At 65.2% G+C, this 22378-nt stretch carries 21 protein-coding genes; 11 read left to right on the forward strand and 10 right to left on the reverse strand.

The window, feature by feature from the left end; genetic code table 11:
- Positions 1-147: 147 nt before the first annotated feature.
- The 3 genes from NAO55_RS01580 (at position 148) to NAO55_RS01590 (ending at position 4300) form a co-directional block, all read left to right on the forward strand.
- On the forward strand, positions 148-2709 hold the full coding sequence (locus tag NAO55_RS01580) for a hybrid sensor histidine kinase/response regulator (protein ID WP_102839425.1): 2562 nt from the start codon (positions 148-150) through the stop codon (positions 2707-2709).
- Between the two features lie 112 nt (positions 2710-2821).
- Positions 2822-3667, forward strand: a complete 846-nt coding sequence (fdhD, locus tag NAO55_RS01585; protein WP_102839424.1) for a formate dehydrogenase accessory sulfurtransferase FdhD — start codon at positions 2822-2824, stop codon at positions 3665-3667.
- A 171-nt stretch (positions 3668-3838) separates the two neighbouring features.
- Entirely contained in the window at positions 3839-4300 is a 462-nt protein-coding gene (locus tag NAO55_RS01590; RefSeq protein WP_102839423.1) for a YMGG-like glycine zipper-containing protein, read from the forward strand.
- 104 nt (positions 4301-4404) lie between these two features.
- Here the strand turns inward: NAO55_RS01590 and NAO55_RS01595 are convergent, their stop codons facing one another.
- The 4 genes from NAO55_RS01595 to NAO55_RS01610 form a co-directional block, all read right to left on the reverse strand.
- Positions 4405-4836 (reverse strand): acyl-CoA thioesterase, encoded by a 432-nt coding sequence (locus tag NAO55_RS01595; RefSeq protein WP_102839422.1) that lies wholly within the window; start codon positions 4834-4836, stop codon positions 4405-4407.
- A gap of 38 nt (positions 4837-4874) precedes the next feature.
- Positions 4875-6038, reverse strand: a complete 1164-nt coding sequence (locus tag NAO55_RS01600) for an iron-containing alcohol dehydrogenase (RefSeq protein ID WP_102839421.1) — start codon at positions 6036-6038, stop codon at positions 4875-4877.
- Positions 6039-6257: 219 nt separating this feature from the next.
- Positions 6258-8048 (reverse strand): acyl-CoA dehydrogenase C-terminal domain-containing protein, encoded by a 1791-nt coding sequence (locus NAO55_RS01605; RefSeq protein WP_102839420.1) that lies wholly within the window; start codon positions 8046-8048, stop codon positions 6258-6260.
- Positions 8049-8050: 2 nt separating this feature from the next.
- Positions 8051-9289, reverse strand: a complete 1239-nt coding sequence (locus tag NAO55_RS01610) for a 3-hydroxyacyl-CoA dehydrogenase (protein WP_102839419.1) — start codon at positions 9287-9289, stop codon at positions 8051-8053.
- Between the two features lie 101 nt (positions 9290-9390).
- On the opposite strand from NAO55_RS01610, the gene NAO55_RS01615 reads away from it, so the two are divergent.
- The 7 genes from NAO55_RS01615 to NAO55_RS01645 all read left to right on the forward strand — a co-directional run bounded on the left by NAO55_RS01615 (position 9391) and on the right by NAO55_RS01645 (position 15916).
- Positions 9391-10290, forward strand: a complete 900-nt coding sequence (locus NAO55_RS01615; RefSeq protein WP_102839681.1) for a LysR family transcriptional regulator — start codon at positions 9391-9393, stop codon at positions 10288-10290.
- Between the two features lie 197 nt (positions 10291-10487).
- Positions 10488-11336 carry an STAS domain-containing protein gene (locus tag NAO55_RS01620; protein WP_063541604.1) on the forward strand — a complete coding sequence of 283 codons (849 nt, stop codon included), beginning with the start codon at positions 10488-10490 and terminating at the stop codon, positions 11334-11336.
- The gene (locus NAO55_RS01625; protein WP_063541602.1) at positions 11336-11698 is read left to right on the forward strand and encodes an STAS domain-containing protein; all 363 of its coding nucleotides are present in this window, start codon (positions 11336-11338) and stop codon (positions 11696-11698) included. Before NAO55_RS01620 ends, NAO55_RS01625 begins: the two co-directional genes overlap by 1 nt.
- Entirely contained in the window at positions 11695-12099 is a 405-nt protein-coding gene (locus NAO55_RS01630) for an ATP-binding protein (protein ID WP_015278624.1), read from the forward strand. The genes NAO55_RS01625 and NAO55_RS01630 overlap by 4 nt, the downstream gene beginning before the upstream one ends.
- Entirely contained in the window at positions 12096-13106 is a 1011-nt protein-coding gene (locus tag NAO55_RS01635) for an ATP-binding protein (RefSeq protein WP_102839418.1), read from the forward strand. The genes NAO55_RS01630 and NAO55_RS01635 overlap by 4 nt, the downstream gene beginning before the upstream one ends.
- Positions 13099-13977, forward strand: a complete 879-nt coding sequence (locus NAO55_RS01640) for a sensor histidine kinase (RefSeq protein ID WP_102839417.1) — start codon at positions 13099-13101, stop codon at positions 13975-13977. The genes NAO55_RS01635 and NAO55_RS01640 overlap by 8 nt, the downstream gene beginning before the upstream one ends.
- The gene (locus NAO55_RS01645; RefSeq protein ID WP_102839416.1) at positions 13967-15916 is read left to right on the forward strand and encodes a PAS domain-containing hybrid sensor histidine kinase/response regulator; all 1950 of its coding nucleotides are present in this window, start codon (positions 13967-13969) and stop codon (positions 15914-15916) included. Before NAO55_RS01640 ends, NAO55_RS01645 begins: the two co-directional genes overlap by 11 nt.
- Positions 15917-16547: 631 nt before the next feature.
- Here NAO55_RS01645 and NAO55_RS01650 read toward each other — a convergent pair.
- The 6 genes from NAO55_RS01650 to NAO55_RS01675 form a co-directional block, all read right to left on the reverse strand.
- Positions 16548-17759, reverse strand: coding sequence for an aldose 1-epimerase family protein (locus tag NAO55_RS01650; protein ID WP_102839415.1), 1212 nt, complete (start codon positions 17757-17759; stop codon positions 16548-16550).
- Between the two features lie 127 nt (positions 17760-17886).
- Positions 17887-18447: a histidine phosphatase family protein gene (locus NAO55_RS01655; RefSeq protein WP_102839414.1), complete on the reverse strand. Its 561-nt coding sequence runs from the start codon at positions 18445-18447 to the stop codon at positions 17887-17889.
- Between the two features lie 110 nt (positions 18448-18557).
- Entirely contained in the window at positions 18558-18980 is a 423-nt protein-coding gene (locus NAO55_RS01660) for an HPF/RaiA family ribosome-associated protein (protein WP_017244747.1), read from the reverse strand.
- A gap of 126 nt (positions 18981-19106) precedes the next feature.
- A complete protein-coding gene (locus tag NAO55_RS01665; protein WP_102839680.1) occupies positions 19107-19682 on the reverse strand; it encodes an Sbal_3080 family lipoprotein in 576 nt (191 codons plus the stop codon).
- A gap of 40 nt (positions 19683-19722) precedes the next feature.
- Positions 19723-21033, reverse strand: a complete 1311-nt coding sequence (locus tag NAO55_RS01670) for an NTP/NDP exchange transporter (protein ID WP_102839413.1) — start codon at positions 21031-21033, stop codon at positions 19723-19725.
- A 10-nt stretch (positions 21034-21043) separates the two neighbouring features.
- Positions 21044-21961 carry an aldo/keto reductase gene (locus tag NAO55_RS01675; protein WP_102839412.1) on the reverse strand — a complete coding sequence of 306 codons (918 nt, stop codon included), beginning with the start codon at positions 21959-21961 and terminating at the stop codon, positions 21044-21046.
- A gap of 222 nt (positions 21962-22183) precedes the next feature.
- Here NAO55_RS01675 and NAO55_RS01680 point away from each other — a divergent pair, with 222 nt between their 5' ends.
- Positions 22184-22378 (forward strand): hypothetical protein, encoded by a 195-nt coding sequence (locus tag NAO55_RS01680; protein ID WP_102839411.1) that lies wholly within the window; start codon positions 22184-22186, stop codon positions 22376-22378.

Genomic DNA, 22378 nt, shown 5'->3' on the forward strand with positions numbered 1-22378 from the left:
GCCAGAAGCCTTACACTACGCAACAATTGCCGCCGGCAGAACCGACTCAGGATGAGTTAGGGCCGAGCAACATCGAAACAGCGAACGCCGGTCGTCGAGACCCGGCGTTCGCGGTTCAAAAGCCACGGATGATCGATAGGAAGTGACATGGCAGCAGTAGGCGCCGAGTTCTGGCCCCACAGTCAAAGCGAGATGAGCGAGCGCATTCGCCGGCATGCCTGGAAAGAAAGCGTGCTCGGCCCGCTCGATAGCTGGCCGCAGACGCTGCGGTTGCTTCTCGACACCATCCTCGAAGCGCCGCTGCCCATGTGCATCCTCTGGGGCGACCAGGCGCTGCAGTTGTACAACGACGCCCATGCCCGGCTTATCGGCGACCGCCACCCGGCCGAACTGGGCATGCCGGCCTGCCGGCGCTGGGGCGCGACCTGGGAGCTGCTCGCCCCGGCATGCGACAGAGCCCGTCGCGGCGAGCCGCGAACGCTGCGCAACCAGCAGCTGGCGGTCGAGCGCGACGGCCAGCGGGTCGAGGCCTGGTTCGACCTGGCACTGAGCCCGATACGCAACCAGCCGCACGGCATTGGCGGATTGCTGCTGTGCCTGAGCGAAACCAGCGAACGCGTGCGCACCGAAACTCGGCTATCGCAGACCGCCCTGCACTACAAGCTCAGTGCCGAAGTACACCGGATCAGCGAGCACCGCCTGCAGCTGGCGCTGGAGGCCAGTGACCTGGTCGGGATCTGGGATTGGGACATCCGTAGCGGTGGCATTCCGGACCATGCCGAGCTGCTGCGCATTGCGCCGGTCGAGCGCTCGGGACCGACCGGGCTGCGCCATCAGGCATTCTTCGAGCACGTTCATCCGGACGACATACCGCGCCTGCAGGCCGCGCTGTCGCGATGTATCGACGGCCGCGAAGAGCTCGAGGTGCGCTATCGCCTGCGCAGCCCCGACGGCACCGTGCGCTGGGCCCTCGCGCGCGGTCGTCGGCATTGCGACGAGCACGGCCAACCGCAGCGCTTTCCCGGCGCGGTAATGGACATCAGCCGCCAGCAGGCCAGCGAGGATGCACTGCGCCAGAGCGAAGCCGAGCTGAAGAAGATCACCGATGCCCTGCCGGTGCTGATCGGCTATGTCGATAACAACGAGTGCTTCCGCTTCAACAATCGCTACTACAAGGACTGGTTCGGCCATTCGACCGAATGGCTGCGGGGCAAGTCCGTTCGCGAAGTGCTCGGTGAGCAGGGCTATGCCGCGCGACGTGACTATATCGGGGCCGCGCTGGCCGGCCAGGAAGTGGTATTCGAAGCCTACAGTCCGCATCGCGACGGGCAGCCGCGACGTATGCTGGTGCACTATCTGCCGCGTCGAGACAGCCAGGGCAAGGTGCTAGGTTTTTTCGTCATGGCGCTGGATGTCACCGAACGATGGCGCGCCGAGCAGGCCCTGCGCGAACTGAACGAGACTCTGGAAAGCCGCATTCAGGAGCGCACCCAGGCGCTGGCCGAAGTCTATGAGCGGTTGCTCAAGGAAATGGCCAGCCGCGAACAGGCTCAGGAAGCGCTGCGTCAGGCGCAGAAGATGGAAGCGGTCGGCCAGCTGACCGGCGGCATCGCCCACGACTTCAATAACATGCTGACCGGGATCATCGGCGGCCTCGACCTGATCCAGCGCTATATCCAGTCCGGCCGCCATGATGAAACCCAGCGCTTCATCGACGCCGCGGTGACCTCGGCCAACCGCGCCGCGGCACTGACCCATCGTCTGCTGGCCTTCGCGCGTCGGCAGCCGCTGAATCTCAAGTGCGTCGAACTCAACCAGCTGATCGAGTCGATGCACGATCTGCTGAGCCGCACCCTGGGCAGCCATATCCGCATCAGCAACCAGCTGCAAGCCGGTCTGTGGCCGGTCTCGAGCGACGAGAACCAGCTGGAGAGCGCGCTGCTCAACCTGGTCATCAACGCTCGCGACGCGATGCCCGACGGCGGCTCCCTGCTGCTCGAGACGCGCAACGTCGAGCTTCGACAGCAGAGCGAGGTAGGTGAACTGGCGCCGGGACGCTACGTCATCCTGAGCCTGACCGACAGCGGCTGCGGCATGAGCGCCAAGGTCCTGGCCAGCGTCTTCGAGCCTTTCTTCACCACCAAGCCGATCGGCCAGGGCACCGGGCTGGGCCTGTCCATGGTCTACGGCTTCACCCGCCAGGCAGGCGGGCACGTTCAGATCGCCAGCGAACCGGGCAAGGGAACCCAGGTGAGCCTCTATCTGCCGGTCTTCGACAGCCAGCCCGAGGCGATACCGCTGACCAGCGAGGTGCATGGCCCGCTGCGCGCCCGGCAGGGCGAGACGGTACTGGTGGTCGAAGACGATCCCGCCGTGCGTCTGCTGGTTCTCGACGTGTTGCAGATGCTCGGCTACCAGGCCCTGGAAGCGGCGGATGGCAACGCCGCGGTGCGCATCCTGGAAAACACGCCCGACATCGACCTGCTGGTGACCGATGTCGGCCTGCCGGGAATGAACGGGCGCCAGCTGGCGGATATCGCACGGCAGCAACGCGCCGGCCTGCCGGTCCTGTTCATGACCGGTTATGCCAGGCAGGCGGCCAGTTCGGACTTCCTCGAACCGGGAATGGACATGATCAGCAAGCCCTTCAACCTGGACGCGCTGGCCAAGCGCGTGCGCGACATGCTGGCGAAGGCCGACCAACGGTGAATCGTCTTCGGCCGGGCGGGGTCATAACCCTACCGGCTGCCGGCAACCTGATCGGCGCTCGCAGCGCAGTTGCCCGACCCCGGCCCTGAAACCGACCCTTACGAGCCTGCCGATGAACGCGCCTTCCCGTCTGCCCGCCGGTATCGCAACGGCTACGCCAACGCCCAGCGGTGCCAGCCAGCGCTATCACTATCAGCCGATCGACGAGGCCGAACGGTGCGATGTCGACCTCGCCGAGGAATGCGCGCTGGCGATCGCCTATAACGGGCTCAATCAGGCGGTGATGATGATTTCTCCGGCGGACCTCGAGGATTTCGTCGTCGGCTTCAGCCTGGCGAACGGCATCGTCGAGTCGCCGAACGACATCTACGACATTCATCTGCACGGCCAGGGCAGCGCCCGGCGGGCGGAAGTCGAGATATCCAGCCGCAGCTTCTGGCAACTCAAGCGACAGCGCCGCCAGCTCCCCGGCAACAGCAGTTGCGGCCTGTGTGGCGTCGAAGCGCTGGAACAGGCCCTGCCGCAGCTGCCGATCATGCCTCCAGCGGCGCTGCCGCCGGCACACTGGCTGCACGACCTGCGCGAGCGCATCTCCGCTTATCAACCGCTGGGACGCGGCTGCGGCGCGGTACATGCGGCCCTGTTCATGGACAACCAGGGGACGATACGTCTGGGGCGTGAAGATATCGGTCGGCACAACGCGCTGGACAAGCTGATCGGTGCCATGGCGCGCGAAGGATTGGAAGCTGCCGGCGGCCTGGCTATCGTCACCAGTCGCTGCAGCCTGGAGCTGGTGCACAAGGTTCAGCGCGCAGGCATCCCGACCCTGGTCAGCCTGTCCTCCCCCACTGGTCTCGCGACACGCTGGGCGCAGCGACACAACCTGAACCTGATTCATCTGCCGCATCGCAGCCCGCCGCGCGTCTACAGCCCGGCGGCAAGCGCCGCCCGCGATTGAGTTGCGGACGCCGCACAAGCGGCACAAGACCCCCGCCCGCAAAGCAAGTTCCGACCGTAAATCAAAGAGTTAGCAAACAGGAACTGCTTCACGCATTTCATCGGAAAGCCCTTGCCGGAAGCGAAGCGGCACGTGAGGATCGCGGCGCAATTCCACATACGGGATCACACCATGAAGTACGCCTCGATTTTCCTGTTGTCCACCAGCCTGCTCAGCGCAGCCGCCTTTGCCGGCAGCAACACCGAAGCCGCCGTTGGCGGTGCCCTCGGTGGCGCGCTCGGTTCCGTGGTGGGTGAGCATCTGGGTGGCTCGACTGGCGCGACCATCGGCGCTGGCGTCGGCGGTGCGGCAGGTGGCATGGTCGGCGCCGACAAGCGCAGCCGCACCGAAGCGGCCATCGGCGGTGGCCTTGGTGCGGCCGGCGGCAACGTCATCGGCCAGCAGGTCGGCGGCAGCACCGGCGGTCTGATCGGTGCAGCCGTCGGCGGCGGTGCCGGCGGCGCGATCGGCAACGCCTACGGCGACGATGATGACGACCGCTACCGAGGTGATCGCCGTTACCGCGACCGCCACTACTATGGCCCGCCCGGCAAGGCCAAGGGGCATTACAAGCATCGTCACAAACACCATTGATGCCTGAGCAGGTCGCCGGCCTGCTGCAGCATCCCTCGAGAACGCCCGGATTCGCCCTGCCGAGTCCGGGCGTTCTCGTTTCTCTGGCTAAATGAATCCAGCCGCTACGCCAGAGCCTCCAGCGCCGCACGCAGGCGCGGCGGGATCGCCGTCGGCCGGTTGCTTGCCCGCTCGACGAAGACATGCACGAAGCGGCCCGCCGCGCTGGCCTCCTGCTCGCCCTCGCGGAAAATCGCCAGCTCGTACTGCACCGACGAGTTGCCCAGCTTGGCCACCCGCAGGCCCACCTCGATCAGGTCCGGATAGGCGATCGAGGCGAAGTAGTCGCAAGCCGAACTGACCACGAAGCCGACGATGTCGCCATCCTGGATATCCAGCCCGCCCTGCTGGATCAGGTAGTTGTTCACCGCCGTGTCGAAAAACCCGTAATAGACGACGTTGTTCACATGACCGTAGATGTCATTGTCGTGCCAGCGCGTGGTGATGGGCTGAAAGTGCTTGTAGTCGCGGCGCAGGTGTTTGGGTTGCTCGGGCATGGTCGTTCTCGCGGTACGCAATGAAGAGGAAGACTGGCTCAGTAGGCGGCCTGATAGATCGCCAGCGCATCGGCCTCGCTGACCTCGCGCGGATTGTTGACCAGTAGCCGCTGCTGCAGCATCGCCTCCTTCGCCAGCTGCGGCAGCATCTCTTCCGGCACGCCGGCGTCGCGCAGGCGGGTCGGCAGGCCGACGCGGGCGCTCATCTGCTCGAACTCCGCGATCAGCTGCTCGGCGTAGGTGGACGGATCATCCGTGCGCAGGCGCTCGCCGAGAATGATCGGTGCCAGTTCGCCGTAGTGCGTGGCCGCCGCGCTGACGTTGAAACGCAGCACCTGCGGCAGTACCAGGGCGTTGGACAGGCCGTGGGGAATGTGGAAATTGCCTCCCAGCGGATAGGCCAGCGCGTGCACGGCGGCGACCGGCGCATTGGCGAACGCCTGTCCGGCCAGGCAGGCGCCCAGCAGCATGGCCTGGCGTGCCTCGCGGTTGCTGCCGTTGTGCACCGCCTCGTCCAGATTGGCCGCCAAGAGGCGCAGCGCCTCGCGGGCCAACAGGTCGGACATGGGGTTCTTCTTCAGCGCGCTGGTGTAGGCCTCGATGGCATGCACCATGGCGTCGATGCCGGTGGCCGCGGTCACCGCCGGCGGCAGGCCGAGGGTGAGATCGGCGTCGAGCAATGCCAGGTCCGGCAGCAGCAGGGGCGAGACCACGCCCATCTTGGTCGTCTCACCGGTGGTGATGATGGCGATCTGCGTGACTTCGGAGCCGGTACCCGCCGTTGTCGGCACCTGAATCAGTGGCAGGCGCCGGCCCTTGGCGTTGCCGACACCGTAGATGTCCTGCAGCGATTGCGCGCAATCAGGATGGGCCAACAGCGCAACCAGCTTGGCCACGTCCATGGAGCTGCCGCCGCCGAAGCCGATGATCAGAGCGGCACTGCACGCTTTCGCCTGCTCGACTGCAGCCATCACGATGTTTTCTGGCGGATCGGCGACGACCTGATCGTAAACGGCGACCTTCAACCCTTCCGTCTCGAAGCCCGGCAGGACCTCGTTGAGCAGGCCAAAACGGGTGATGCCGGGGTCGGTCACCACCAGCACCGAGCGCGCTCCACGTTCCTTGCAGAGGCTGGCCAGCCGGCGCGACGAGCCGGGCTCGCAGATCAATTGAGCGGTTGTGGCAAAGCTGAACGGATGCATGCTGCCTCCTGATTGTCTTGATGCGGCGTTGAGAGAGCAGCAAATCAAAAGCCCCCTCACCCCAAGCCTCTCCCGGAGGGAGAGGGGGTAGTTCTGTGTAGTAGCCCAACACCGCGCGGCCTACCGTCATTCGATCAACGCCCTCTCTTTTCGGGGAGAGGGCTGGGCCGCCCGGCGTAGGGGCGAGGGGCAGCGGGTTAGCTCGATCGCCACTTCTCGTTAAAACGCAAAATCCGCCTCCGGCAACGCCATCAGACAATCCGCGCCACCCTGAATGGCTTCCCGATGCGCACTGGCACGCGGCAGTACACGGCGCAGATAGAAATCCGCACTGGCCAGCTTGGCCTGATAGAACGCCTCCTCGCCGGCGCCCTGCTCCAGCGCATCCTGCGAGCGCGCCGCAGCCTGCAGCCAGAGGCCGGCCAACAAGACATAGGCGGAGTAATGCAGGAAATCCACCGACACCGCGCCGATCTCCTGGGGATCGCGACCGGTGGCGGCGATGATCTCGGCCGTCAGCTCGCGCCATTCGCCGATGCGTGCCTGCACCCTGCTGGCCAGTTCGTGCAGCGCCGGGCGATCGATCTGCCGGTCGCAAATCTCGCTGAATTCCGCCTGTAGCGCCGACAGTTCCGCGCCGCCGTCACCGAGCAGCTTGCGGCGGATGAAATCCAGCGCCTGAATGCCGTTGGTGCCTTCGTAGAGCTGGGTGATGCGGCTGTCGCGCATCAGCTGTTCCATGCCCCATTCGCGGATATAGCCGTGGCCGCCGTAGACCTGCACGCCGAGGCTCGCCACCTCCTGGCCCATGTCGGTGAAGAACGCCTTGACGATGGGGATCAGCAGCGCCGCACGCTTGCTTGCGGCCTTGCGGTAGCTCGGCTCGAGATGGCCGTGCTCGAGGTCCAGCTGCCGGGCGCAGTAGGCCGCCAGCATGCGGCTGCCTTCGACCAGCGTCTTTTGCGTCAGCAGCATGCGGCGCACGTCGGGGTGCACGATGATCGGGTCGGCTGGCTTGTCCGGATGCTGCGCGCCTGCCAGTCCGCGCGATTGCAGGCGCTCGCGGGCATAGGCCAGCGAGCCCTGATAAGCCTGTTCGGCAATGCCAAGTCCCTGCAAGCCGACCTGGAACCGCGCGTCGTTCATCATGGTGAACATGCAGGCCAGTCCCTGATTGGGCTCACCGACGATCCAGCCGGTGGCGCCATCGAAGTTCATCACGCAGGTCGCCGCGCCCTTGATGCCCATCTTGTGCTCGATGGCGCCGCAGCTCAGCGCGTTGCGCTCGCCCGGCGTGCCATCGGCATTGGCGATGAACTTGGGCACCAAGAGCAGGCTGATGCCTTTCACCCCGGCCGGCGCATCCGGCAGGCGCGCCAGCACCAGATGCACGATGTTCTCGCTCATGTCGTGCTCACCGCCGGAGATGAAGATCTTGCTGCCGCTGACCTTGTAGCTGCCGTCCGCCTGCGGCTCGGCGCGGGTGCGCAGCAGGGCGAGGTCGGTGCCGGCCTGCGGCTCGGTCAGGCACATGGTGCCGCTCCAACTGCCGCTGACCAGCTTCTCCAGATAGGCATTCTTCAGTTCATCGCTGCCGTGCTTGTACAGCGCCAGCACCGCGCCCTCGGTCAGGCCGGAATAGATGCGAAAGGACAGCGACGCGCCCATCAGCATCTCGTGGAAGTTGCAGGCCACCAACTGCGGGAAGCCCTGGCCGCCGTACTCGGTCGGCCCGGTCATGCTCGCCCAGCCGTTGTCGACGTACTGCTTGTAGGCCTCGACGAAGCCCTGCGGCGTGCGCACTTCACCGTTTTCCAGGGTCACGCCTTCTTCGTCGCTGTTGCGATTGAGCGGCGCGATCTCGCCGCCGGTGTAGCGCGCAGCTTCTTCCAGCACACCGTCGATCAGCTCGCGGTCCAGGCCGTTGCCGAGCAATTCGCAATGGCCGGTGGCGTCGAACAGCTCGTGCAGCACGAAGCGCATGTCACGCAGGGGGGCCTTGTATTCCATGCTCAAGCCTCCTTCTTGTAGTCGGCGAAGCGGCCGCCGAGTGTGGCCAGGCTGTCGATCAGTCCGGCCGGCTGCCAGTGCTCGCCGTGGCGCTCGGCCAACGCGTTGAGGCGCTCACGAATGGCCGGCAGACCCTGACGGTCGGCCCAGGTCATCGGCCCGCCGACTTCGGCCGGGAAGCCGTAACCGTAGAGGTAGACGGTGTCGATATCGGCGCTGGACTCGGCCATGCCTTCCTCGAGAATCTTGGCGCCCTCATTGACCAGCGCCAGCAGGCAGCGCTCGAGGATTTCCTCCGGGCCGATCTCGCGGCGCTCATAGCCGAGGCGCTCGGACTCGCGCTGCACCAGGGCGTCCACTTCCGGGTCGTGCTCGGCCTGGCGGCTGCCCTCGGCGTAGCGGTAGTAGCCCATGCGCGACTTCTGGCCGAAGCGGCCCAGTTCGCAGAGACGGTTATCCACCTGCACCTCGGCCTCGTCCTGGCCCTTGCCGGCCAGCTCGCGGGCGCGCCATTCCAGGTCGATACCCACCACGTCATACATGCGGAACGGCCCCATGGCGAAGCCGAAGCCCTGCAGCGCGGCGTCCACCTGATGGGGATAGGCGCCTTCGAGCAGCATCATCCGCGCCTCGCGCACGTAGGTGGCGAGCATGCGGTTGCCGATGAAGCCCGGGCAGTTGCCGGCGATCACGCTGACCTTGCCCATGCGCTTGCCGAGGGCCGTGGCAGCCTCGAGCACTGCTGGCGCCGTCTTCGCGCCGCGGACGATTTCCAACAGCTTCATGATGTGCGCCGGGCTGAAGAAGTGCAGGCCTACCACCTGCTCCGGGCGCTTGGTGACAGCAGCGATGGCATCGATATCCAGCGCCGAGGTGTTGCTGGCGAGGATGCCGGCCGCCTTCACGATGCCGTCCAGCTCGCGGAAGATCTTCTGCTTGAGTTCGAGGTTCTCGTAGACCGCCTCGATCACCAGGTCCACGTCGGCCAGCGCCGGGTAATCCGCCGCCTTGGCGATGCGGGCCCGGCGCGCCGCCGCTTCGGCCTCGTCGATCCGCCCCTGACGCACGTTGTGTGCGTAGGTGTCGGCCACCACGCCCAGCGCCTGCTCGAGCATCTCGGGATTGTTGTCCAGCCACAGCACCTGCACACCGGCATTGGCCAGGCTCATGACGATGCCGCGGCCCATGGTGCCCGCGCCGATCACGGCGGCGGTCTGGATATCGAAGCGGGGTTGGCTCATGTGAACGGTCCTCGTCGCAGGCTGGAAAAAGTGGAGACCAACCATAGACGAAGACGCTACTATTTTTGAAATTTAGTCTTGTGATGTTTCGGATTCACCAAGTGAATATCTACAACTTCGACCTCAACCTGCTTCGCGTGCTGGACGCCCTGCTGCGTGAGCGCAACGTCTCGCGTGCCGCCGAGCGCCTGTCCCTCAGCCAGCCGGCGGTCAGCAACGCTCTGGCCCGCTTGCGCGAACTGCTCGACGACCCGCTGCTGGTGCGCGTCGGCCGGGCCATGCAACCGACGCCGCGAGCCCTGGCGCTGGAGGCGCCTATCCGTCATGCGCTGCAGCAGATCGAACACAGCCTGATCGCCGGCGAAGCCTTCGATCCGGCGTGCAGCCAGCAGCGTTTTCGCATCGCCGTGACCGATTATGTGGAGCTGATCTGCATGCCGGCGCTGATGCGGCGCCTGGCCGAGCGGGCGCCGGGCATTCGGCTGGCGATCCAGCACCTGACACCCAGCCTGCCCACCGAGGCGCTGGACAATGGCGAAGTCGACCTGGTGCTGGGACGCTTCCTCGACGTGCCATCGCGCTTCCATGTGCGCCATTGGGCCAGCGAAACGCTGCAGGTGGCGGTGCGCCGCGGCCATCCACTGGTGACGGACGGCCTCGACCTGCAAGCCTTCCTGGGCCTGCGCCATCTCTGGGTGCATGGCGGTCAGACCCGCGGCATGGTCGATCAGTGGCTGGAGGGCCAAGGCCTAGCCCGCGAGGTCGTCTACACCACGCCGAACTACCTGCAAGCCGCCCATATCGTCGCCAGCAGCGACCTCGCGGCGGTGCTGCCGACGCAGCTGGCCCGCCATTTCGCCGACCTGCTGCCGCTGCGACTGTTCGACCTGCCGTTCGAGCTCGGCCCCTTCGAGCTGGACATCGTCAGCGTGGCGCAACGGCAGAATGATGCGGCGCTGCAATGGCTGATCGAACAGATCGACGGCGTAGCGCCAGGCTAAGCGGCGAATCACGCGCGACGATTCGTGCACCCCTGTCCTATGCCTATTTGCTAGTATTCCCCAGCGTTTTCGTCGGGTTTCCACCCCAAACGCAGATGACTGAGCCGCGTTCGCGGAACATCGCCGCACAGCGGACATCTATTCCTGTTACGCGCCATGGTGAACATGGACGACCAAGCAAATCTGGAGCTACACCTATGGCGGCCCTGCTGCAACGTACCCTGGACACCATCACCCGCAACCAAGCCGAGCTGCTGAGCAGCTGGAAATCCGATCTGCAGAGCCTTGGCGGCTACCACAACGTCAAGCCGGAAGAGCTGACCCAGCAGACCATCGACCTGATCCGCCAACTCATCAGCGCAACGGCGGACGGCTCTGCCGACGTCAACGGCCCGACCTGGGACGGCATGCGCCTTTATCTGGAAAAGCTGTCGCGCAGCCGTGCGCTGCTGGGAATGGATTCGCAGCAGACCGCCGGCTTCCTCTTCGCCATCAAGCGTCCGCTGATGACCCTGCTGCAGAGCGAATATGCCAATGAACCGGCGGTGTTCGCCGAGCAACTGTGGGCCGTGTCCGAGCTGATCGACAGCCTGGGTCTATACACCGTGCGCACCTTCCAGAAATCCCGCGAAGAGGTGATCAAGCGCCAGCAGGAAGAGCTGCTGGAGCTGTCGACCCCGGTGGTCAAGCTGTGGGACGGCGTACTTGCCCTGCCGATGATCGGCACCCTCGACTCACAGCGCACACAGGTCGTGATGGAATCGCTGCTGCAACGCATCGTCGACACCGGTTCGGAAATCGCCATCATCGACATCACCGGCGTGCCCACCGTCGACACCCTCGTCGCCCAGCACCTGCTGAAGACGGTCACCGCCATCCGTCTGATGGGCGCCGACTGCATCATCAGCGGCGTACGTCCGCAGATCGCGCAGACCATCGTCCACCTCGGGCTCGACCTGCAGGGCATCGTCACCAAGGCCAGCCTGGCCGACGCCCTCGCCCTGGCCCTGCGCCGCTCCGGTCTCACCGTCACCAGGACTGCCTGATGGACCGAATCCCTATTTTGCGGATGGGCGAGTTCCTGCTCGTCACCATCCAGGTCGACATGCATGACCAGCTGGCCCTGACCCTGCAGGACGACCTGGCCGAGCGCATCAGCGCAACTTCGGCAAAGGCCGTGCTGATCGACATCTCCGCGCTGGACATGGTCGACTCCTTCATCGGCCGCATGATCGCCAATATCTCCGGCCTGTCGCGAATCATGGATGCCGAAACCGTGGTGGTGGGCATGCAGCCCGCCGTGGCCATCACCCTGGTCGAGCTTGGTCTCGAACTGCCCGGCGTGAGCACCGCCCTGAATGTCGAGCGTGGCATGCAGTTGCTGCGCGCCCGCGTGGCTGCGCAATGATCGTGCGCAGCAGCGGCAGCCAGCCGGTGCGCCTCGAACAGGATGTCGTGCTGGCCCGGCAGACCGTGCGCAAGCTGACCCAGGAATGTGCCATGCGCCTGATCGACCAGACCAAGCTGGTCACTGCGGTCAGCGAGCTGGCGCGCAACACCGTGGTCTACGGCGGCGGTGGCGACATGGACTGGCAGCTGATCGAGGACGGCACGCGGGTCGGCGTGCGCCTGACCTTCCGCGACGAAGGGCCGGGCATCGCCGACATCAAGCTGGCCATGACCGACGGCTGGACGTCCGGCAGCGGACTCGGCCTGGGGCTGACCGGCGCCAAGCGGCTGGTGGACGAGTTCGAACTCGACAGCACGGTCGGCGTGGGCACCCGAATCACCATCACGCGGTGGACATGAACGTTCCGGGCAGCGTCACTCAGGTCCTGCTGATCGAAGACAACAGCCAGATCGGCCATGCCCGTCGGGTCGCCCAGCGGCTGGCCGAACAGCAGGGCTTCGATGTCACCGATGCAGGACGCGTCGCCTTGCTCGCGACCGAACTGGCTAGCAACCTGCTCAAGCACGCCGGACGCGGCGAACTGCACCTGCGCGTAATTCCTGGACGAGAGGGGCGCGGCGTCGAAATCATCGCGGTCGACCGCGGACCGGGCTTCGACCTCGATCAATGCCTGACCGACGGCTTTTCCACCCGCGGCACCCAGGGCATCGGACTCGGCGCGCTGGCGCGTCAGGCCCAGGTGTTCGACGCCTACTCCAATGCCCGCGGCTCGGTGGTGCTGGCGCAGCTGTTTCCTCGCGGCGTGCAGCCGCCGCTATGGCGCTACGGCGTCAGCCAGCATCCCTACCCAGGTGAACAGGTTTGCGGCGACACCTGGCAGCTGGCCTTCGATGGGCAGCGTTGCAGTGCCCTGGTCATCGACGGCATCGGCCATGGCGAGCTTGCCCGTCAGGCCGCCCAAGCAGGCGCCGCGGCGTTTGCAGAAGCCCCGATGGACTCCCCCTTCGCCCTGTTCAGCAACATGCACCAGGCAATGAACGGCACTCGTGGCGGCGCCGCAGCCATCGCTCATTTTGACGGCGAGCGGCAGACGCTGAATTTCGCCGGGGTTGGCAATATCGGCGCCAGCCTGATCGGTAGCGGGGGCTCGCGTGGCCTGGCCTCGCACCCAGGCATCGTCGGTGTGCGCTTTCGCAAGGCGCACGTCTTCGACTACCCGTTGGGCGAGGCGCGACTACTGGTGCTCTTCAGCGATGGTCTGCAAACCCGCTGGAATCTGCGCGACTATCCAGGGCTGGTTCATCGACACCCAGCCATCATCGCCGCACTGCTGCATCGGGACTTCTGTCGCGGTCGCGACGACGTGACCGTGCTGGCACTCAATCTGGAGGCTCCTCGTGGCTGATCCGACATCCCCCGGGTCCGGGTTCGGCGACGCCGGCCTCATCGAGCAGCTGCGCCGCGATAACGACTCGCTGCGCGCCGAGCTCGAAGAAACCAATCAAGGTGTCCTGGCGCTGTATGCCGAGCTGGACACCCAGGCCGAGCAACTACGCCAGGCCTCGGACCTGAAAAGCCGCTTTCTGTCGTACATGAGTCACGAGTTCCGCACGCCGCTGGGCTCGATTCTCAGCATCACACGCCTGCTCAGCGACGAACTGGACGGCCCGTTAAGCCCGGAACAGCACAAGCAGGTACGTTTCGTCAGCTCGGCGGCCAATGAGCTGAGCGAGATGGTCGATGACCTGCTCGATCTGGCGAAGATCGAAGCAGGCCGTGTCAGCATTTCCCCGGCCTGGTTCGACATGCTCGACCTGTTCTCCGCGCTGCGCGGCATGTTCCGGCCGATCGTCGAAGGCTCTCAGGTGGATCTCATCTTCGAAGAGCCGCAGGGGCTGCCGCGCTTCTACACCGACGACAAAAAGCTCGCGCAGATCCTGCGCAACTTCATTTCCAACGCGCTGAAGTTCACCCCGCACGGCGAGGTTCGGGTCTCGGCACGGATGGAAAATCCGCAGCAGGTACGGTTCGCCGTTACCGATACCGGCATCGGCATCGCCGCCGAGCTGCATGATCGCCTGTTCGAGGACTTCTCCCAGGTCGATTCGCCGCTGCAGAAGCGCCTGCGTGGCACGGGTCTGGGGCTTGCCCTGTGCAAGCGCTTCGCCGCCTTGCTCGGCGGGCGGGTCGGGCTGGAGAGCGAACCGGGCAAGGGCTCGGAGTTCTATGTGATCATCCCGTTCAGCATCGAGGCGGAGGGAAGCGATGGAGCGTGAAAGCCGCCTGTTGATCGTCGATGACAACGCCACTACGCGTTACGCGATGCGTCGGGTCCTGGAGCGCCACGGCTATCAGGTGCTGGAGGCCGGCACCGGTAGCGAAGGGCTGGCGCTGCTCGCCAGCGCCATGCCGGATGCCTTGGTGCTCGATGTCAACCTGCCGGACATCAGCGGTTTCGACATCGCGCGTCAGCTGCGCGCCGATCCGAATACCGCACTGCTGCCGCTGATTCACGTGTCCGCGGCATCCATCGAGACCGGCGACATCATCACCGGTCTCGACGCCGGCGGCGACGCCTACCTGATCCACCCGGTCGACCCCGACGTGCTGCTGGCGACGCTGCGCACCCTGCTGCGGGTACGCGATACCGAGCGCGCGCTGCGTGACAGCGAGGCGCGCTTTCGCGAGATATTCATTCACGTCGCGGCGCCCATCGCGGTACTCGACGCCCAGCTGCAGCTGCACGAGTGCAATCACGCATTCGAACTGCTGATCGGCGGCGCCAGCCCGGCTTCGCCTCTGTTGCAAAGCGTCACCGCCGGGCAGGAGGCGATTCTCGCCGAGCTGCGCACGCATCTGCAGGCCGGCGAACGCTGGCATACACCACTGCAAATGCAGGTCAACGGCGAGACCCGCGAGACCGAGTGGCAGATCTCGCCGTACCGCGCACAGGGGCTGGGCCTGGTGTTCGTCGAGGACGTCACCGAGCAGCGTCACCGTGAACGCGCCCAGCGGCAGGAGATCGCGACCACCACCAGTCAGCTGGCCCATGAGGTGGCCGAGCGCGCGCGTACCGAAGAGCAGCTGCTGCAGGCACAGAAGATGGATGCCCTGGGCAAGCTGACCGGTGGCATCGCCCATGACTTCAACAACCTGCTCACCGGCATCATCACCGGCATCGAGCTGATGAAACAGCGGATCATCGAAGGCCGCGGCGACAGCGTGCTGCGCTTCGCCGACGCCGCACTGAGTTCGGCGCGCAGTGCCGCGTCGCTGACCAATCGCCTGCTGGCGTTTGCCCGCAAGCAGCCGCTGGACGCCCGCGCGCTGGACATCAACGAGCGCATCCGCTCGCTGGAGGATTTGTTGCGGCGCACCATCGGCGAGCGCATCACCCTGAGCTTCGACTTCACCGACGGGCCGGCCGTGGCGCGGGTGGATGTCAGCCAGTTCGAGAGCGCGCTGCTCAACCTAGTGATCAATGCCCGCGACGCCCTGCCCGAAGGCGGCCACATCGGCATCCGGACCTTTTCCACCGACGCTAGCCAGCACCCTGAGCTGGCCGCCGGCCGTTACATCGGCCTGTGCGTCAGCGACGATGGCACGGGCATCGACCCCGCCGTGCTGGACAAGGTGTTCGACCCCTTTTTCACCACCAAACCCCAAGGCCGCGGTACCGGTCTGGGGCTGTCGAGCATCTATGGTTTCACCCTGCAGTCGGGCGGCGACGCGCACATTCGCAGCACCCTGGGCGTCGGTACGGACGTGACGCTGCTGCTGCCGGCCGCCGACGGCGAAACGAGTCTGGCACCCAGCGCGGCGCCGGATGATTCGGCGCGTCTGGCCGGCCATGAGCACGTGCTGGTGGTGGAAGACATGCCCAGCGTGCGCATGCTGATCGCCGAGACCCTCATCGAGGCGGGTTATCGCTGTAGCCAGGCCGGCGATGTGGAAACCGCCCAGGCACTGCTGGAGGCCGATCCGTCCATCGACCTGCTGCTGACCGACGTTGGCCTGCCGCGCCTGTCCGGGCAGCAGCTGGCCGAATGGGCGCGGCGCTCGCGGCCAACGCTACCGGTGGTGCTGATGACCGGTTATGCGGAAAAAGCATCCAGTCGCGAGGGATTCGTCGATGAACGCATGGAGCTGGTACTCAAGCCGTTCAAAGCCGCGGACCTGCTGGTCAAGATCCGCGGCCTGCTCGACGAGGCCTGATGTTGTCAAGCGCCATCCCGAGCCGCTGAAAAAGCACCACGCTGCGGCTGAGGACGGATTTTGCGCAGGCAACAAAAAACCCGCCGTAGCGGGTTTTTTCTGACCATTCCGAATCCTTCCGGTTGCCGTCCTGGCGATGGTCGATCCTCCTTGATCCTGAGCGCGTCCTGCGCTTCAGAGACGGGCAAAGATTAAGCTGCGCCGTGGCGCAGACAAAGCGCCAATGGCTGAGCTGCGTGTAAGCCTTTCGCTACGGCGAGCGCTGCAGTCGATGCAGTCGAAGCAGCACGGAAAAGCAAAAACCCGCCGAGGCGGGTTTTTCTGACCGTTCCGAATTCCCTTCGAGTGCCGTCCTGGCGATGGTCGATCTTCCTGATCCTGAGCGCTTCCTGCGCTTCAGAGTGGGTGTAGATTAATTACATGCCGTGATCGGCAAAAGGGTCGAACGCCGCAGCCTCTTGTAAGCCTTTTGCTATAGCGGTAGAAAGCGGAGAACTTTCAGACCCCAGCCGCGCCTCGCAGTCGCCCTGCAAGGCCCGGCATAGAGCCCGCCATAGCGGGTGACGCAGCGGATCGACGATGCATCGTGGCGACGAGCTGCAGCACACGCAACACGTCGCCAGCAGCCGTATTAGTCCCTGGTCAGGTCAACCAGCGGCTGGTCACGGATTTCAGTTTCGCGACCAGCCTGTACCGCTTCGATCCGTTTGCGCGCGGCGTCGACCGCGGCGCTATCGGCCAGCAGCTCGTAGGTCACGCGAAAATGCTTCTGCTCGCCCGGCTCGATCTTCGGCACCAGCCCCAACGGCCGTTGATAGCGGCGGTTGTAGGAAAAGCTGGTACCCGGCTCGAGGCCGGTCACGTATCCCTGCTGCTCGGTATCGGTGTTCTTCCACAGCGAGAACACCGGCAGCTCGGCGGTATTGAAGCCGACACTCACGCCGAGGTTGCCGGCGCGGTTGTGCAGCATGGTCAGGGTCCTGCCCTGTTCGTCCGCATAGGGCACCACGTTGAACACCGTCTCGTCGTAGTCCCTGGTCGGACCACGGTAGCGCTGCCAGTCGCCCAGCTCCTTCGCCGCGCGGGGGTTGAACGGTGAGACCTGCTTGACCGGCGCCACGAAGCGCGCGCCCTCCTCCAGCAGCGGCGTGCCGAAATTGGTGTGGTACAGCACCTGGTATTCCTTGGCGTAGTCGCCCTGATTGGTCAGCGTGTCGTGCAGCGAGAATCCGCTGCGGCCGGGCTCGGTGCTGAGCTCGGTGAGGATGGCGAAGTCGAGTTTCTTGAAGGCCTTCTCCTGCAGCTCGCCACGCAGGCGAATGGCATAGGGCGGCTTCTCGTCGATCTGCAGCACCACCCGCGAAGCCGGAATGTTCGCCGCACGACCATGCAGCGTGAGCAGTTCGCCATTGTCCTCGCCGGGGTGGCCGACCCACTCGAAGCCGCAGCGGGTGACCAGTTCGTTGAAACCTTCGAGCCAGCCCAGACCGCCGCGCCCGTTGAGCTCGATAAAGGCCGGGTTGACCACTTCATCCACCGGCGAATCCCAGCCCAGGCGGACCTCGCCGGCCACCGCTTCCAGCACGTTCATGCCGCGTGTGGGCACAACGGTCATGCGCATGCTGCCGTTGTCGATCTCGATCAGGTTGACGCCTTCCTGCCGCCCGCCATGCAAGGTACGCATGCTGACCGAGAATGGCTTCGGCGCGTCGATGCCCAGCTCTTCGCTGGTGATGCGCCAGTTCTTCGCCGGTTTGTCGTGGTCGATCAGCACCTGTTCCCAGGCCATGGCAGGAGTGGCCAGGCAGATGCCCAGGCCGAGGAGAAGCTGCAAACGGGTCATGGGGGTTCCCTTTGTAGTTATGACTCCTGCTCAAGGTAGATGAAACGTTTCATCTGGCAAGCCAAAGCGGTTGCCGAATGACCGAAGGCAGGTGGAACACGCGCGGAAGGTGTGATCGGAGCAGGCTTTAGCCTTTGCTGTAGCGACTCGGCTGCCAATAGCCGGTGAGCAGCGGCAGCGCGGGACCACGCCAGCCGCGCTGACGAAGTTGCCGGGCGATCAGCGCATTCATGATCTTGTGTCCCATCAGCAGCACGCTTTCATTGGCCTCGGCCAGCTCGATCAAACGCTCTGCCGCTGCGCTGGCACGCCTGGTGGACTCGCCGATGTGCTCGGTATGGCTGGCAAAGCCGAGAAACCAGGCGGTGCGAAACACCAGGCGCCAGAAGCGCGACGGCAACAGCGGCAGCCCCCAGTCCGGATAAGGCAGGTGCGCCTCGGCGAACAGCGGATCGGGCCGTTCACAGCAGTCGCACTCCAGATGCGAGCGCGATTCGATGCAACGCTGCAAGGAGCTGCAGACCACGATGCCAACCGAGCCTGCCAGCGCGACCAGACTGTCCGGGCGTTCGGCGGCGACGACCTCCGCCGCGTTGTAGCGCTCGACCCAGGTCTTCATGCCGACCGGTGTGCTCCAGCGCGCTGCACCGTGATCGGGTCTACCGTGCCGCACGAGGATGATCTGCATCTGACTACCGGATACACGGGGCCGGCCGCCAAGGCGCAGGGCGGCAGCAGGGGGATAGAATGAGAATGAAGCTGGTGGAAACGCCCCGGCGCGCAGCCGGGGCGACAGGATCACTTGTCGAGCTCGTCCTGCTTTTCCAGGAACTCCTCTTCGAGCATCGCATCCTTGACGGCCTGTGGTGACTCGTCACGCAGGGGGTCATTCAATTCACCGCCAGACAGGACCCGACTGTCCAGCTTGCCCATCAGATGCTCGAGCGCATGGTGCATCTTCTCGGCGGCACCATCGACCGCCAGCTGCATCGACTCGGCCTTGTGCGTTACGGAAACCGCCTGATGGCCTTTCGGCCGCGCCTCGATCTGGCAGCGCTTGTCGTCGGCGCCGGCCTTCTGCGCGTTCTCGTCGCTGATATGCACCTCGATGCGGGTGAGGAAATCGTCAAACCGTTCCAGGCGATCCTCCACGGTCGTGCCGACCCACTCGTGCAGCTCTACGCTGCCGGGAATGTGGTTGCTATTGACCTGAACATGCATACGACTGCTCCTGATAATTGACGGGTCTACGAAGATTCGAGGGGCCGGTCTCTTCGAAGGTTCAGGTGCTTCGTCCGGTTGCGAGCTCAAGTGGGTCGGCTGGCTGCTGGCTACGATGTGCTTCAGTCATTCCTGCATCAGCTCGCGGTAGCGCTGCTGGTATTGATCGTATGGAAGGTTCTCGCGCATAAGCAGCTCGAGCTGATGCTGACGATAGGCTTCTTCGCTCAGCGGTGCGTCGAGCATTTTCTCTGCAACGGCCCCGAGACCATGGGCGCCGTTGGGAAAGAGTTGATCGGTCAGTTCGGCGATCTTGTCCTCGGCACTGATGAACTTGTCTGGCCGGCCGCCGCCCCAGCGAGCGTCATACTCCGCCTGGCCAACCTGGCGACCGTTCTCGTAGACGCGAATATCGGCATAGCTCATATAAAGCAGCAGATCCCAGCGCCAGGTTCCTGTATAGGTCGTGGCGAGAGCGCAACGAGAGGGGCTACTGCCTGCGGCGAGCTGGCGAGTCTTGAAACCCTTGTCTCGAAGCAGTTGTTGATAGGTGGTGTTGAAGCCGGAGCGCAGCCCGACAGCAGGTATCGTGCAGATCTCGGGCGAGAGCTCAGCCGAAAGGCTGGCGGGGGTTACGGTCTGCTTGATACTGCAGCCGGTCATGAAGAGCGTGGCGAGAAGTACGGGCAGCGCTGTGCGCATGTTGACGTCCTTGTCCGGATAGAAAGACGGCATTGTGCCATCACAACGTCGATCTAGTCGCTTCCTTCCCCTGATCCGCACGGTCAGCCCGACCACCGAGCAGCCAACCCAGCACACCCCAGACAACCGCACACATCGCGCCCACCAGCCCCACCAGCCAGGCGCCCTGACCGAGGCTGTCGAGCAGGCTCTTGGCCCAGCCGCTCAGGGCATCGCCGCCGCGATAGACCACGGTATCGATGAAGTTCTTCGCCTTGTACTTGCTCTCGGCATCCAGCGGCGCGAAGAGCATCTCGCGGCCCGGGCGGACGAAGGCGTATTCGCCGACGCGGCGGACGATCATCACAGCGGCCAGCACGGCAAAGGTCGGCGCCAGCGCCAGGCCGATGAACCCGAGGCAGACCAGCGCCGGCACCGCTGCCAGCAGAATCCGCACGCCGAGCCGCTGCGCGATGCGCCCTGTGATGAACAGCTGCGACAGCAAGGCACCCGCCTGCACCACGAAATCGATCGCACCGAACACCCGTACCTGCTCGGCACGATCCGGAAACAGCTCGGCGACCAGCCGTGCCTGTTCGAAGTAGAGAAAGGTGCTGGCGGTCGTCAGCAGCAGCACGAACGCCGCGATGCCGAGCAGATAGCCCGAGCCCAGCACCCGCGTCAGGCCACTGAATGGATTGCCCGCTACCGGTCGCCGTGGACTTTCGGCGTGTTCGGCTCCGGGCCGGCCGGCACCCATATCCTCGCGCCAGACCATCAGGTAGTGCTTGAGCACAACCGCGGCGACCAAGAGCAGCGCCGCCAGCAGCATCAGCCCGAACTGACCGAGCACGCCAACCAACAGTGCGCTCGTCGCCGGGCCGACAAGTCCGCCGACGCTGGCACCCGCGGCGATGAAGGCGAACAGCCGGCGCGCCTGAGGCGCATCGAACACATCGGCCATCAGGCTCCAGGCCACCGAGACCACGAACAGGTTGTAGACCGAGATCCACACGTAGAACACTCGCGCCAGCCAGACGCTGTCACGCAGCGCGAAGAACAGCGCGGCAAACAGCAGCAGGTTGACGCAGAAGAAGCCGTACACCCAATCGATGTAATGGACGCGCGCCACCCGCGAGTTGAGCCAGGCGAACAGTGGCACCGCCACCAGCATGGCGATGAAGGTCGCGGTGAACAGCCACTGCAGGTTCTCGACGCCGCCCTGGATGCCCATGGACTCGCGGATCGGGCGCAGCATGAAATAGCCGGCGAACAGGCAAAAGAACAGGCCGAAGCCGGCCAGCGCCGCGCGGAGTTCGCCGGGGCGGGCATTGATCAGCGCGGCGAGGCGCGCAGCCGGAGCGACGGGCATTTGGCCCGGCTCAGCGGAAGGCGTCGACGATCATCTGCCGCTGTCGCGCATCGGGCAGACGGCCCTGGCCGGCAAGCAGGTTGTCGGCCATGTAGCGCGGGTTAGAAGTCGCCGGTATGACCGCGGTCACCGCCGGCTCGGCGAGGATGAACTTGAGCAGCAGCTGCGCCCAGGAGCTGGCGTCGATCTCCGCGGCCCAGTCCGGCAGCGGCTTGCCCTTGACCCTGGACAGCAGGTTGCCACGGGTAAACGGCCGGTTGATCAGCGTGGCGATGCCGTGGTCGGCGCAGTACGGCAGCAGCTGCTTCTCGGCGTTGCGCTCGCCCACCGAATAGTTGAACTGCACGAAGTCCACCTGCTCCTGCTTCAGGGTGTCCAGCAGGCGATCGTGGGCCGATTCCAGATAGTGCGTCACGCCGATGTAGCGCACCCGCCCCTCCTGCTTGAGTTCACGCAGCAGGCCGAGCTGGGTGCGGGTGTCCTGCAGGTTGTGCACCTGGATCAGGTCGATGACCTCGGTCTGCAGGGCCCCGAAGCTCGCCTCGATCTGCGCCAGGCCGCGCTCGCGGCCGGTCGAAGACACCTTGCTGGCGAGAAACACCTGGCCGCGCTGGCCCAGGCGCTCGACCAGCTCACCGACGACGCGCTCGGCATTGCCATAGCTCGGCGCGGTGTCGATCACCGAGCCACCACCCTCGACCAGCACCCGCAGCACCTCGAGCAGGCGGTCCATGCGCGGATCGTCAAGGCTGACATTGTGCGTGATCGAGGTGCCGAGGCCGATCACGGGCAGCATCTCGCCGGTGGAAGGAATCTCGCGTCGACGCAGCCCCGCGGCTGCCCGCACCAGCGACGGTAGCAGCGGACCGAGCGCCAGCAGCGCTGCGGCCACTGCTGAACGTTGGATGATCTGGCGGCGCGTCAGCATGGGCGGAGTCTCCGATCAGTTGCGGTATCGACCTCTGAGTATGGTCGAGCCATCCCGCGATACCGGTCCGGCGACGTACGGAGCTTTTCCTGATGTTTCAGAGCGACGCGAAGCGTACGGAAGCGATGCCACAGTAGTGGCGATACGCCTCCATTTGCGCTTTACTGCGCCGCTTCCGATGCCTGCTGCGTTGACGGCGGGCTGATAACTGTCGAGACGAGCATGTCCTGCAACATACCCCAGTCGCGCCAGCCGAGCCCAGACGGCAAGCCACCTGCCGCGTCGCGCCCGCCCCGCGCACGCTCCCGGCTGAGCAGCCTCTGCTATGCCGCCGGACTGCTGCTGGTGTTCATCCTCAGCCTGCTTTTGCTGCCGAACGACAGCGGTCTGGGTCGGCTGCTTTGGGGCTCGCTGTAA

The organism is Stutzerimonas frequens, assembly GCF_024448335.1.
Classification (GTDB): domain Bacteria; phylum Pseudomonadota; class Gammaproteobacteria; order Pseudomonadales; family Pseudomonadaceae; genus Stutzerimonas; species Stutzerimonas frequens.